This window comes from Peribacillus sp. NPDC046944, assembly GCF_050272735.1.
Classification (GTDB): domain Bacteria; phylum Bacillota; class Bacilli; order Bacillales; family DSM-1321; genus Peribacillus.
Map to the genome: position 1 here is coordinate 374,834 of NZ_JBNNML010000004.1, position 13,880 is coordinate 388,713.

General features: G+C 40.7%; 15 protein-coding genes. All 15 read left to right on the forward strand.

All coding sequences use genetic code 11. From position 1 onward, the window contains the following. The first annotated feature begins 6 nt into the window (after window positions 1-6). The 15 genes from ACQKIC_RS10110 (at window position 7) to ACQKIC_RS10180 (ending at window position 13,869) form a co-directional block, all read left to right on the forward strand. Complete coding sequence (locus ACQKIC_RS10110) at window positions 7-681, forward strand: flagellar biosynthetic protein FliO (RefSeq protein WP_427591118.1); 675 nt, start codon at window positions 7-9, stop codon at window positions 679-681. Next, window positions 678-1,343: a flagellar type III secretion system pore protein FliP gene (fliP, locus tag ACQKIC_RS10115; protein WP_402868349.1), complete on the forward strand. Its 666-nt coding sequence runs from the start codon at window positions 678-680 to the stop codon at window positions 1,341-1,343. The genes ACQKIC_RS10110 and fliP overlap by 4 nt, the downstream gene beginning before the upstream one ends. Before the next feature lie 14 nt (window positions 1,344-1,357). Further along, window positions 1,358-1,627 (forward strand): flagellar biosynthesis protein FliQ, encoded by a 270-nt coding sequence (fliQ, locus tag ACQKIC_RS10120; RefSeq protein WP_402868351.1) that lies wholly within the window; start codon window positions 1,358-1,360, stop codon window positions 1,625-1,627. A 3-nt stretch (window positions 1,628-1,630) separates the two neighbouring features. Next, a complete protein-coding gene (fliR, locus tag ACQKIC_RS10125; RefSeq protein ID WP_402868354.1) occupies window positions 1,631-2,407 on the forward strand; it encodes a flagellar biosynthetic protein FliR in 777 nt (258 codons plus the stop codon). Between the two features lie 2 nt (window positions 2,408-2,409). Further along, window positions 2,410-3,492, forward strand: a complete 1,083-nt coding sequence (gene flhB / locus ACQKIC_RS10130; RefSeq protein WP_402868355.1) for a flagellar biosynthesis protein FlhB — start codon at window positions 2,410-2,412, stop codon at window positions 3,490-3,492. Window positions 3,493-3,529: 37 nt separating this feature from the next. After that, window positions 3,530-5,566 (forward strand): flagellar biosynthesis protein FlhA, encoded by a 2,037-nt coding sequence (gene flhA, locus ACQKIC_RS10135; protein WP_402868357.1) that lies wholly within the window; start codon window positions 3,530-3,532, stop codon window positions 5,564-5,566. Next, the gene (flhF, locus tag ACQKIC_RS10140; protein ID WP_427591121.1) at window positions 5,563-6,735 is read left to right on the forward strand and encodes a flagellar biosynthesis protein FlhF; all 1,173 of its coding nucleotides are present in this window, start codon (window positions 5,563-5,565) and stop codon (window positions 6,733-6,735) included. Before flhA ends, flhF begins: the two co-directional genes overlap by 4 nt. Continuing rightward, window positions 6,719-7,585, forward strand: coding sequence for a MinD/ParA family protein (locus ACQKIC_RS10145; RefSeq protein WP_427591123.1), 867 nt, complete (start codon window positions 6,719-6,721; stop codon window positions 7,583-7,585). The genes flhF and ACQKIC_RS10145 overlap by 17 nt, the downstream gene beginning before the upstream one ends. Window positions 7,586-7,595: 10 nt before the next feature. Further along, complete coding sequence (locus ACQKIC_RS10150; protein ID WP_427591125.1) at window positions 7,596-8,693, forward strand: protein-glutamate methylesterase/protein-glutamine glutaminase; 1,098 nt, start codon at window positions 7,596-7,598, stop codon at window positions 8,691-8,693. A gap of 20 nt (window positions 8,694-8,713) precedes the next feature. After that, window positions 8,714-10,759 (forward strand): chemotaxis protein CheW, encoded by a 2,046-nt coding sequence (locus ACQKIC_RS10155; RefSeq protein WP_427591127.1) that lies wholly within the window; start codon window positions 8,714-8,716, stop codon window positions 10,757-10,759. Window positions 10,760-10,883: 124 nt separating this feature from the next. Continuing rightward, window positions 10,884-11,354, forward strand: a complete 471-nt coding sequence (locus tag ACQKIC_RS10160) for a chemotaxis protein CheW (RefSeq protein WP_402956335.1) — start codon at window positions 10,884-10,886, stop codon at window positions 11,352-11,354. A 4-nt stretch (window positions 11,355-11,358) separates the two neighbouring features. Further along, the gene (locus tag ACQKIC_RS10165) at window positions 11,359-11,997 is read left to right on the forward strand and encodes a chemotaxis protein CheC (protein ID WP_402868368.1); all 639 of its coding nucleotides are present in this window, start codon (window positions 11,359-11,361) and stop codon (window positions 11,995-11,997) included. Continuing rightward, window positions 11,990-12,493, forward strand: a complete 504-nt coding sequence (locus ACQKIC_RS10170) for a chemotaxis protein CheD (protein WP_427591128.1) — start codon at window positions 11,990-11,992, stop codon at window positions 12,491-12,493. Before ACQKIC_RS10165 ends, ACQKIC_RS10170 begins: the two co-directional genes overlap by 8 nt. 124 nt (window positions 12,494-12,617) lie before the next feature. Next, entirely contained in the window at window positions 12,618-13,385 is a 768-nt protein-coding gene (locus tag ACQKIC_RS10175; RefSeq protein ID WP_427591129.1) for a FliA/WhiG family RNA polymerase sigma factor, read from the forward strand. A gap of 166 nt (window positions 13,386-13,551) precedes the next feature. Next, window positions 13,552-13,869, forward strand: a complete 318-nt coding sequence (locus ACQKIC_RS10180) for a hypothetical protein (RefSeq protein WP_402868373.1) — start codon at window positions 13,552-13,554, stop codon at window positions 13,867-13,869. Window positions 13,870-13,880 lie beyond the last annotated feature (11 nt).

Below are 13,880 nucleotides of genomic sequence, written 5' to 3' on the forward strand. Positions count from 1 at the left end.
TTCATATTGTTTGCTTTAAAAAAATGGCTTCAAGTTTCATTAGCGCTACTCATTGTGTTTTGCGGGGCCATTCAGGCCCATGCACAAGATCAGGATGACACAGTAAAGAATTTTTTTGAGCCAGAAAATTCAAAAACGGATAAAACTGATAAATCAAAAGAATCCCTTTCTACCGATTCCCAATCTACCGATGAAGCAACGAATCCTGAAAAAGTGGGGATTACTGGATGGGAGTTCCTCAGGATGATTCTTGCGACCATTTTTGTGGTCGTGCTGCTCTATATAGTTTTAAGATTTGTAGGAAAGAAAAGCAAAACGTATCAAAAAGCCAATTCGGTTGAGAATCTGGGAGGTACGAGTCTTGGGGCAAACCGATCCGTACAGCTTGTAAAAGTCGGAGGAAGGATTCTAGTCGTAGGGGTTGGTGAAAACATCCAACTTTTAAAGGAAATAGATGATCCAAAAGAATATGAACAGCTGATAGAAGATTACAATGGGAAAATGGACCAGATGATCCAGCCAAGAGATCTTGTGGCAAAAATGAAAGGCAAATGGCTGAAAAAGGATGAAACAGAGACTAATAGTTTTTCCTCGGAGTTCAAAAATCAGCTCGAGAAAATGTCTAAAAGCAGGAAGAAGCTGTTAAAAGAACTTGATAGGAAAGGAAGAGACAAAGAATGAATGAGTTCATGGAGTTCTTTAACAACAGTGATCCCACTAGCGTCTCTACTTCCGTCAAGTTAGTTCTTTTGCTAACCGTTTTATCTCTTGCTCCTAGTATATTGATTTTAATGACGTGTTTTACGAGGATCATCATCGTACTCAGTTTTGTCAGGACTTCGCTGGCGACGCAACAGATGCCGCCGAACCAGGTACTGGTCGGCTTGGCTCTTTTCATGACTTTTTTCATCATGGCTCCCACTTTCCAGGAAGTGAATGAGAAGGCATTGACTCCTTTATTTAATGAAGAAATTGATTTGGAAGAGGCGTATGAGCAAGCAGCGATTCCTTTTAAGGAATTTATGAGCGCTCATACGAGACAGAAAGACCTGGCCTTATTTCTTGACTATGCCCAGGTAGAACAGCCAAAAACGATACAGGATATCCCCTTGACTGCTTTTGTTCCAGCATTTGCAATCAGTGAAATTAAAACGGCCTTTCAAATAGGATTCATGATTTTCATTCCATTTTTAGTGATAGATATGGTTATTGCCAGCGTCCTGATGTCAATGGGGATGATGATGTTACCGCCGGTCATGATTTCCCTCCCATTCAAGATCCTTCTCTTCATTCTTGTTGATGGTTGGTATTTAGTAGTGAAGTCATTATTACAGAGTTTTTAAGCAGGTGAGAAAAGATGAGTGCAGATTATGTGATTGATGTAGCAGAAAAAGGGATTTATATGGTGTTGATTATTGCGGGTCCGTTGATGTTGATAGCTCTTGTGGTCGGGTTATTAGTAAGTATCTTTCAGGCAACCACTCAGATTCAGGAGCAAACATTGGCCTTCGTTCCGAAAATTGTGGCTGTTTTATTGGCGCTTATTTTATTGGCCCCATGGATGCTCAGTCATCTATTATCATACGCAAATGATATATTCGGTAATTTGAATCGATTTGTAGGTTAGGGCATGGAGGAAATATTCCCTTACTTTCCTGCTTTTTTATTAATAGTAGTCAGGGTTACCACCTTTTTCGTGGCCATGCCGATTTTTTCGTATCGATCAATTCCGATACAGCACAGAATCGGGTTGGGGGTTTTCCTGGCTTGGATCATGTACTATACCATCGATGCCCCAGTTCTGGATTTGGATGTGACATTTTATTTATTGATCATGAAGGAAGCACTTGTAGGACTTTTCATTGGGTTTGCTGCTTATATGATTTTGTCTGCGGTCCAAATTGCCGGTGGGTTAATCGATTTTCAACTCGGCTTTTCAATAGCGAATGTCATCGATCCGCAAACAGGAGCACAAAGTCCCTTGATGGGTCAATATTTATACACGATAGCTCTATTGTTTCTATTAAGCACCAATGGTCATCATTTACTACTGGATGGAATCTTTTATAGCTATCAATTTATCCCGATTGACCAATTGTTTGTCCCGTTCGGCGACCAAACAATAATAGAGTACTTGGCCAAGGCGTTTAGTAAAGCATTTATGATTGCCTTTCAAATGGCGATCCCAGTTGTGGGGAGCATATTTTTAGTGGATGTCACGCTTGGTATCCTAGCAAGGACCGTTCCTCAACTAAATGTTTTTGTTGTCGGCATCCCTGTGAAAATCATCGTGGGTTTAGCGATTGTCATCATAGTCATGGGAATGATGATGACGGTTGTGTCACAGTTATTTAACTTCATGCTCCTGACGATGCGTCAGTTAATGCAGCTGATCGGGGGCTTATGACAATGGAATGGATACAACTGGATTTACAGTTTTTCGCTGGTGAAAAAACGGAAAAGGCAACCCCCAAAAAACGTCAGGATTCAAAGAAAAAAGGGCAAGTTGCCAAAAGCCAGGATGTCAACACCTCAGTTAATTTAATCACTGTATTCTCAGTGTTGCTGTTGATGGGACCCTATATGTACAATCATTTACTCTCCCTTATGAAGAAATACCTACAGAACTTCACGATGGCTGATTTCAGTGAAGAGGGGATGCAAGTCATTTTGCTCGAAATTCTTGTAGAGATGGGACTTGTTTTGGGTCCTGTTTTTCTGGCAGCAGTGGTAGCAGGGATTTTGGCCAATGTGATGCAAATCGGTTTTATGTTTTCTACGGAATCAATTCAGTTCAAGCTCGAAAAGCTGGACCCCATTAAAGGGTTTAAACGAATTTTTTCCATGAGGGCAATTGTTGAATTATTGAAATCCATTCTTAAAATATCATTTGTTGGTTTTGTTGCTTTTTATGTACTTTGGAACCGTATGGAAGAGATCATGATTTTATCACAGATATCTGTGGCAGATGCAATGGCAACATTGGCGGATATTACGATTAAAGTAGGGTATTATGCTGCCGTGGCTTTATTGTTCATTGCACTATTGGACTATATGTATCAAAAATATGACTTTGAAAAAAACATCCGGATGTCTAAGCAAGATATTAAGGATGAATATAAAAATTCTGAAGGCGACCCGCTCATTAAATCTAAGATCAGGCAAAAGCAACGTCAGATGGCTGCCCAGAGAATGATGCAGGAAGTGCCGAATGCGGACGTTGTCATTACAAACCCCACGCATTTTGCCATTGCTCTAAAATATGATGAAAATGAAGCGGAAGCTCCCTTTGTCGTGGCGAAGGGTGTGGATTTTGTTGCTCAGAAGATTAAATATATCGCGAAAGAAAATGATGTCGTCATGGTGGAAAATCGGCCTTTGGCAAGATCGTTATATGATCAAGCCGAAGTGGGACAAGCGATACCGGAAGAGTTTTTTAAGGCAGTCGCTGAAATACTGGCCTTTGTATATAAAACGAAAGGCAAGCTTTAAAAGGTAGATTGTTACCTGTTAGTTAGGAGAGAAAAACATGCGAGCAAGAGATTTGGTTGTTATATCGAGTGTCATCATGATTGTCGCCATGTTGGTCATACCATTACCAACTTGGTTATTAAGTATCTTACTTCTTTTAAATATATCTCTTGCGCTGTTGGTTCTATTGACTACGATGAATATGAAAGAGCCGCTTGAGTTTTCAATCTTTCCGTCGCTTCTCTTATTATTAACACTATTCAGACTCGGTTTGAATGTGTCCACGACTCGTGCCATTTTGACGTATGGAGATGCTGGCGGTGTCGTTGAAACCTTTGGCTCCTTTGTGGTTGGAGGGAATGTGCTTGTCGGTTTAGTGGTATTTATAATCTTGGTCATCATCAATTTCATTGTCATCACGAAAGGGTCCGAAAGGGTATCTGAAGTAGCGGCAAGGTTTACGCTGGATGCGATGCCTGGGAAACAGATGGCCATTGACGCGGATTTGAACGCTGGGATGATATCTGAAGGCGAAGCACGCACAAGGCGAGAAAAAATCAGCAACGAAGCCGATTTCTATGGATCCATGGACGGGGCGAGCAAGTTCGTAAAAGGTGATGCTATTGCAGGTATCATCATTGTCATCATCAACTTGATTTTTGGGATGATCATCGGTGTCATGCAATTGGACATGAGCTTTGGCGAATCAGCCGTCCATTTTTCCATGTTATCGGTGGGCGATGGAATCGTCAGCCAAGTGCCGGCATTACTGATTTCAACGGCTACAGGGATTGTCGTGACTCGTGCGGCATCTAATGGAAATTTAGGTGCGGATATCGTTGAGCAGTTATTTCAATTTCCTAAAATGCTGTACTTGACTGCAGCAACAATTTTCCTCCTGGGATTATTCACCCCCATATCGGATGTATTCACAATGCCGATTGCCGCTTTGTTGGTTCTGGGTGGATATGTCATTTCCAAAACACCACAACCTGATGAAAATGAAATCCAGGAGATGGAAGAAGTATTGGAAACGGACGAAATGAAAAGTCCTGAAAGCGTCGTGAACCTTTTGAGTGTCGACCCCATTGAATTTGAGTTTGGCTATGGACTAATCCCCCTTGCCGATACGAATCAGGGAGGAGACCTTCTCGATCGGGTTGTCATGATTCGCAGACAGCTGGCAATCGAAATGGGTTTGATCATCCCAGTGGTTCGGATTCGGGATAATATCCAGTTGAATCCTAATGAGTATCGCTTGAAGATCAAGGGAAGTGAAATTGCCAACGGAGAATTACTTTTGAACCACTATTTAGCCATGAGTCCTGGCATAGAGGACGATACAATAGAAGGAATCGATACGGTTGAACCGTCATTCGGTCTGCCTGCTAAATGGATTACGGAAGACATGAAAGAGCATGCGGAAATGATGGGCTATACCGTGGTGGATCCTCCGAGTGTGGTTTCCACGCATTTAACGGAAGTTATCAAAGCTAATGCTCATGAACTTTTGGGCAGGCAGGAAACGAAACAATTAATCGATCATCTACGAGAAACATCGCCGATTCTCGTCGAGGAGGTCACCCCGAATCCATTATCGATTGGGGATGTCCAAAAGGTATTGGCAAAACTATTGAAAGAAAAAGTTTCGATAAGGAACTTACCAATCATTTTTGAAACGCTTGCTGATTATGGAAAGTTATCTACTGATACCGATTTGCTCACTGAATATGTAAGGCAGAATTTAGCAAGGCAAATTACGAACTCCTTTATTTCAGGAGAAAACCGGATAAAAGTCATCACTTTATCGGGAAAAGTGGAGAAGGCGATTGCAGATGCGGTACAACAAACTGAACATGGTAACTTTTTATCGCTCGATCCTACTGTATCCCAGTCGATACTAGAGGCGATTGCCAGTAAATTGGAGGAGCTGACTTTGATGGATCATCAACCGATTGTGCTTTGCTCCCCAGCTGTACGTATGTACGCTCGACAATTGACAGAACGTTATTTTCCCAATGTACCGATTCTTTCATACAATGAACTCGAATCAAATGTAGAAGTACAAAGTGTAGGGGTGGTGAATATTGATTGAGAGTAAAGAAATATATGGCACCTTCCATGTCTGAAGCCATGAAGCAGATACGACAAGAGTTAGGCAGTGAAGCGGTCATTTTAAGTTCGAAAGCGGTATTCACGGGTGGTTTTCTAGGGTTGTTCAAGAAAAGGAATATTGAAGTCATGGCTGCCATCGATCCCGTTTCACAGCCCGCCCAACCCGTAACTAAACAAAAAGAGAAAAAGCTGCCTGTAAAACCGGCACTTGAGAGTACTATAGCGAAAAACAATGAACAGGTTGCATCAAAACAAATCAACCGGGGAGATGTTGAACTGGTAAAGGAAATTGAGGGGTTAAAAGGGATGATAAGAAATATACAAATCCCATCACACGCCCATTATCCGGAGAAATTACAACAAGTTTATGAGTATCTTATCGAACAGGATGTCGATACAGTTATCCGCTCACAAATCATGGACGAGCTCCTTGATAAATGGTTTGCTACTAAAGCGGATTCTACTGATGAAGAGATTAAAAACTGGCTAGAAGCATCTTTGTGTAAACTAGTGGATCAGGTACCGAATGGAAGGCCCGGCCTGCAGAAGAAATATATTAATATTGTAGGTCCGACAGGTGTCGGCAAGACAACAACTTTAGCTAAGGTAGCAGCAGAGACCATACTGAAGCATGATAAGAAGGTAGCTTTCATTACAACCGACACGTATAGGATAGCTGCTATCGATCAGTTGAAGACATATGCAAAGATTCTAAACGTTCCAATCGAAGTGGCTTATAACTTGGAAGATTTCAAAAAAGCCACAGAACGCTTTTCTCATTACGATTATGTGTTTATCGATACAGCTGGAAGGAATTTTCGCAATCCGCAGTATGTTAAAGACCTAGGGGAAATCATCCACTTCACAGATGAGATGGAAACGTACTTAGTGCTTTCATTGACTTCGAAGCAAAAGGACATGGAGGATATTTATCGACAGTTCACGAAGATTCCGATTAAGCAGGTCATTTTTACGAAAGCGGATGAAACGTCTACTTTTGGTTCGATCTTTAATTTTATTCACACTCATAAATTGGGGGTAGCTTATATAACAAATGGACAAAATGTGCCAGATGATATTGAAAAAGCAACTTCATCCAATTTATTGAAGATGGTTCTTGGAGCTAAAGATTATGAAAGATCAAGCTGAAAACCTAAGAAGGAGACTGGAATTGCAAAAAAACCATTCAATGGCCAAGACACTTGCCATCTTGAGTGGAAAAGGTGGAGTCGGTAAATCCAACTTTTCTTTGAACTTTGCCATTTCCTTGTCGAAACTGGGAAAAAAGGTATTGTTGTTCGATATGGATATTGGAATGGGTAATATAGATATCTTATTTGGGCAGCATTCTCCATATAGCATCGTTGATTTTTTTGAAGATGGTCTAAGCTTGAAAGAGATTATGACCACAGGACCGGAACAAATTTCCGTAATAACAGGTGGAACGGGGCTGACCCACCTTTTTACTTTAGATGAAGATAAATATGCACGTTTTACTGATGAATTTGGTTCTCTGCTAGAGAGTTATGATTATATATTGTTTGATATGGGGGCAGGTATCACACAGGATTCCGCAAAATTCCTTTTGTGTGTGGATGAGTTAATCATTATCACAACCCCAGAACCGACTTCTGTGATGGATGCTTACTCTACGATGAAATACATTCATTCAGTAAATGATGAGATTCCATTTTTTCTCGTTTGCAATAGAGTGTTCACGAAGAAGGAAGGGAAAGAAACGATGATCAGACTTCAAAATGCCCTGAGAAAATTCCTTGGAGCGGAGATGGTTACACTTGGATATCTCCCCGATGATAGATCCGTTTCCAAAGCGGTTTCCAAGCAAATTCCTTTTATCCTTTCTTATCCTGATGCGGCTGTTTCCAAATCTCTAATCGAGATTGTATCTAGATATGTAAATCATGGCTTTGGTGAAGAATCAATTATACAAAAAAGTAATTTCCTGCAAAATATGAAACGATATTTTCTTGGAAAGTAGGTTTCCTTATATGGAAAAGGTTAAAGTGTTGATAGTGGATGATTCCGCGTTTATGAGGAAGCTGATTTCTGAACTTTTAGCAGAAGATAATAGAATGGAAATCATTGGTACGGCCAGGAACGGTAAAGATGCTTTATTAAAAATAAAATCGCTGAAACCGGATGTCGTCACCTTGGATGTTGAAATGCCGGTTATGGATGGATTAGAAGCGTTAAACCGGATTATGGAAGAATGTCCGACAGCAGTGGTCATGCTATCAAGCACGACGAAGGAAGGGACGGAAAGTACATGTATCGCCATGCAGAGTGGCGCCATTGACTTTATTGCTAAGCCTTCAGGGGCTATCTCACTGGATTTGCATAAAATTAAGGAAGAACTATGTGAGAAAGTTATGGCAGCCAGCTTTGCAAATGTTCACAAACTACAAAAAAGTGCGATAAATGTTGAAAGAAACCCATCAGACTGGAAAAAATATAGTAAAATAGAATCAAAAGAAATTAACGATATTGTTAATGATATGAAAAAATGGTTCCATGGGAATAAAAAGATTGTAGTTATTGGTACATCGACAGGAGGACCAAGGGCTTTGCAGACAGTATTGACGGGTCTCCCGGAAAATATCGATGCCCCTATTTTGATTGTCCAGCATATGCCTCCCAGCTTCACGAAATCCTTAGCCGATAGGCTCAATTCATTATCGAGGATACGGGTAAAGGAAGCGGAAGATGGGGAGTTGATTCAAAAAGGAGTAGCTTATATCGCTCCGGGGGGCTTCCATTTCAAAGTGAAAAAAGTTGGTTTGAGTCTTGCGGTAGAATTGGATCAATCCGAGCAGCGAAATGGGCACCGTCCTTCGGTGGATGTGCTTTTCGAATCAGTAAGTGAAATAGCGGAATTTGCAAAAATAGCTGTTGTCATGACTGGAATGGGGATGGATGGTTCAAGCGGACTTACCAAGTTGAAAAGAACTGGTCCCTTAAAGGCAATAGCAGAGTCACAGGAGACGTCAATTGTCTTTGGAATGCCAAAAGCGGCAATTGCTACCAATTTAATAGATAGCATAGAGGATGTAGATAAAATAGCAAAAGCCATAATTGGCTATTGCTAACATACGGGGGTGGAGATTGTATGGATATGAATCAGTATTTAGAGGTATTTATTGAAGAAAGTAAAGAACATCTTCAAACGTGTAGTGAACAGCTGTTGGTACTTGAGAAGAACCCGGAGGATCTTTCGATAGTCAATGAGATTTTTCGTTCCGCACATACTTTAAAAGGTATGTCGGCTACAATGGGCTATGAGGATTTAGCTAATTTGACCCATAAAATGGAAAATGTTCTAGACGCGATCCGGAACAGCAAAATTATCCTAACTCCTGAACTGTTCGACGTAATATTCTTGGCGGTGGATGACCTAGAAGCAATTGTCATGTCGATTGCTGAAGGCGGAGATGGCAAACGTGATGTGACGAACGTGGTGCAAAAATTGCAACAAATCGAAAAAGGTGAATCACTGGTTATCCCTACAATTAATGAAACGGCAGCAGCATCTCCCGTTCTAGAAACAATGGAACAAGCAACGATGGGCGAATATGACGAATTCGAAATGACTGTTTTGCAGCAATCCAAGGAACAAGGATTTAAAAGCTATGAAATTTCAATCAGCTTACGTGACGACTGCCTTTTAAAAGCTGCAAGAGTGTTTATGGTGTTTGAAGTTCTTGAAAAGTCAGGTGAGGTGATAAAATCGAATCCACCCGCTGAACTTTTGGAGGAAGAACAATTTGATCAGAAATTCACGGTTACATTGGTGACCAATGAATCGATTGAAGAGACCAAGAAAAAAATCATGAAGGTTTCAGAAGTGGATGTCGTCGAAATAACAGCCCTAAATCTGGAAGAACTACGTCATGCTGCAAATATTAAAGAGGAAAAAAAAGCGGCCGATAAAAAGCCTCAGGAAGGTACGGACCAGTCACCTTCAATCAATGAGGCTAAAGAAACAAAAAAAGCGGTCAAGCATGCTCCAAGCAAGACCATTCGGGTAAATATCGAGCGGCTAGATATATTAATGAACTTATTTGAAGAACTAGTTATCGATAGAGGAAGGTTAGATCAAATTTCAAGCGATTTGGATAACCAGGAACTGCACGAAACTGTGGAAAGAATGTCTCGCGTAACAAGCGATTTGCAAACGATTGTGTTGAACATGCGCATGGTTCCTGTCGAAACGGTATTCAACCGTTTTCCGAAAATGGTACGCCAATTAGCGAGGGATTTAAATAAAAAAGTAGATTTAGAGATTATCGGCGCTGAAACTGAATTGGACCGAACGGTCATTGATGAAATTGGCGACCCACTCGTTCATTTATTAAGAAACGCGATGGATCATGGAGTGGAGACACCTGAAAAGCGTCTTTCTATGGGGAAAAATGAAGTAGGGAAGATTCTATTAAAGGCCTATCATAGCGGTAACCATGTGTTCATTGAAATTGAAGATGATGGAGCTGGTATTAATAAAGAACGGGTTTTAAGTAAAGCCCTTTCCAATGGAATACTAACGAAGGAGACCGCCGCAACACTATCGGATAAGCAAATTTATGAATTGATTTTCGCTTCAGGTTTCTCCACAGCCGATACCATTTCGGATGTATCTGGCCGTGGCGTAGGTTTGGATGTCGTGAAGAACACAATAGAATCACTGGGCGGATCGGTAACAATCGACTCTAAGGAGAATGAAGGGTCCATTTTTCTCATACAACTTCCTTTGACGTTATCTATCATTTCCGTCATGTTAGTTGAAATTCAACAGGAGAAATATGCAATCCCTCTTTCTTCTATTATAGAGACAGCCATTATAAGAAAAGAAGATATTATGAATGCCCATAATCAACAAGTGATCGACTTTAGAGGAAAAGTGCTGCCACTCCTGTTCCTAAAGGACATTTTTGAAGTGCCCGTACAAAACGAAGAAGAAGAGTTTCTTTCAATCGTTATAGTCAGGAAAGGCGAAAAAATGGCGGGACTTGTAGTGGATTCCTTTATAGGGCAACTTGAAATCGTCTTGAAGTCATTAGGTAATTATTTATCGACTGCATTTGCCATATCTGGAGCTACTATTTTAGGCGATGGCCAAGTAGCCTTGATTGTCGATTGCAATGCATTGATTCACTGACCATTTTAATATATAGATTCGCTACAATCCTTCCTACCATTTGATTACTGGAGACCCTTTGGAAACAAGGGTCAATGGATGAACAGTAGATATGGTTGAGGGGTAAAAAGAGGAGGGTAATTGAATGTCGACCACAAGTCCTGTTCAAGATATAAAAGTAATCGTGTTTCAAATCAAAGACAAAGAATATGCGATTCCGGTGGATAAAGTAAGTGGAATAGAAAAACTTTTGCATATAACAAGGGTGCCCAAGGCCGTTCCATTTGTTAAAGGTGTGATTAATTTAAGGGGTGTGATTACCCCCATTATTGATTTAAGAGTCCGTTTCGGTTTTGAAGAGGTTGAATATAACGATTCAACGAGGATCATCATTGTTGTCCTTGATGACATCGAAGTAGGGTTGATTGTCGATTCAGCCAATGATGTGCTTGACATTCCTGTCGAGAGCATTGAGCCTCAGCCGGAAGTTGTCGGTCATTTAGCTTCTGAATATATCAGCGGTGTCGCAAAAATTGAAAAACGTTTGCTTGTATTGGTGAATTTGGAGAAGGCCTTAAGTCTTGAAGCAAATGAAATCGTGAGAAAAGAAGGATAAAGGGATGTCATTTATTGATAAAATCAACCCCATCCACCTTGATATCCTCAAAGAAATTGGGAATATTGGGGCGGGACATGCTGCTACTGCACTCTCTGCCATTCTTAATAAAAAAATAGATATGAATGTTCCTAATGTCCGGGTAGTTTCCTTTGATGAAATGATGGAATTGGCAGGGGGAGCAGAACATGTTGTGGCTAGTGTCTTTTTGCGAATTGAAGGAGATGCCACTGGAAGCATGATTTTTATCCTTTCATTACCTGTAGCTGAATATTTCATTCAACAGATGATAGGGGATGAAACCTTCTCCATTGATAAACCACAGCATTCTGAATTAGCTCTTTCTTGTCTACAGGAATTAGGGAATATCCTGTCGGGATCCTATCTTTCTTCTTTATCGGATTTTACTAAGTTGAATATATATCCATCGGTTCCTTCCTTGAATATCGATATGGTGGGAGCAACTATCAGTTATGGATTACTGGAATTATCACAAGTAAGTGATTCTGCTATTGTGATAGATACCGTCCTAGCGCAGAATGAGAGGTTTGCTGAATCTATCAATGGCCATTTCTTTTTACTGCCCGATCCTGATTCCTTTGATACTATTTTTGCTGCCCTGGGAGTGACAATAAATGGTTGAAATATTGCAAATCCAAGTTGTTAAAGTGGGGATAGCGGATATGAATACTGTAAAACCTCCTTATTCGATTCGCACTTCAGGGCTTGGTTCATGCGTAGGGGTCGTCATTTATGATGAGAAAAGAGAGATTGCCGGTTTGGCGCATGTCATGTTGCCGGATTCTTCACTTGCTAAGTCTGGTCAGATTAATCGGGCCAAGTTTGCCGATACAGCCGTAAAGGAATTGGTGAATCGTCTGGTGAAGGAAGGAGCAAGGCCTGCTTTTTTAAAAGCAAAGCTGGCTGGAGGTGCACAAATGTTTCAATTTGCCTCTGGGGGGGATTTAATGAGAATAGGACCCCGAAATGTTGAAGCTGTCCGGAAAGAATTGGCTGATTTACGAATACAGGTCGTTTCGGAGGACGTCGGCGGGAACAGTGGTAGGACGATAGAATTCAATGTGACAAAGTGCATGCTTAATATCCGGACAGTAAATAAAGGGACTAGAAATATTTAATTGGGAAGATGAAATTTGCTCAGCCGGAAAGTGACGGGAACACTGCAATCAAAATATTGTTGCACCTAGAGCCTTCGAGGACCGTTTTGATTACAAAACGTAAACAATGTTAGGAGGAAATCCCATGTCTCAACTGACTATCGAAGAAGAACAGTTATGCTGGAAAAATTGGGTCGAATGCAGGGACCCGCAAGCAGGGGACGTTTTGGTGAAGAAATATGTTCCACTTGTATCTTACCATGTCCAACGTATTTCAGTCAGCCTTCCTAGGAATGTCAGTCGTGATGACATTAGGAGTTTAGGGATGATGGGCTTATTTGATGCCTTGGAGCGCTTTGATCCAAAGCGTGATCTGAAATTTGACACATATGCTTCATTCCGGATCCGTGGGGCCATATTGGATGGTTTAAGGAAAGAGGATTGGCTACCGCGGAGTGCGAGGGATAAAGCGAAAAAAATCGATTCAGCTATTGAAAAATTGGAACAAAAATATATGCGGAACCTTACACCAAAGGAAATTGCATTTGAATTAAATATTCCGGAAGATGAAGTATATGCTGCACTTAACGAGCATTTCTTTGCCAATGTTTTATCCATGGATGAAAATCCTCAAGAACAGGATGACAAAGAAAAAACGAATTTCCATATTAAAGATGATAAAGCAGACCTGCCTGAAGAGAATGTTCTAAGACAAGAATTGTATGCAGAGCTAGCAAAGGTCATAGAAACACTAAATGAGAAAGAACAGTTGGTATTGCAACTTTTTTATAAAGAAGAACTTACGCTGACGGAAATTGGACAAGTGATGAGTCTTTCCACATCAAGAATATCGCAAATTCACTCAAGGGCGATATTTAAACTTAGACATGCTATGCAGGATAAAAAAAGTTAACCCATATTTTTATTTAGTGTCATGCTTCGAGGCATGCTCTATGAGAAATGCATGGATTTATCATTTTGGATAGACCATTCCGAACATTTTGAATCCATGGGAAGAACATGTGTAACACAGGCAGTTATACAGAAGAATCACTATAGAAATATAGGGGTGGATGGCTGTGAGTTTAAAAGCAATCGAGATGCAAATTGCCCTTCCAAGAACCCAAGATGCCGGAAAGATCCAAGAACAACTTTTACAAAAAAATCTAATCCAACAGGATCATGCCACCCATCAAGGAAGAAAAGAAGAGAAACGAAAACAAACGACTGTAATGGGCGAGGAACAAAAGCTCCCAGCTCATTTTTATGAAAAGGAAGGCAGCGCGGATAAGGGTCCGTTTTTTAAACAGCGTAGGAAGAAAGACAATACGAGACAAACAACAGAGAATATAGATCCCCATCCCTATAAAGGAAAGAGTATCGACTATTCCGGTTAAGAGGAGGCACC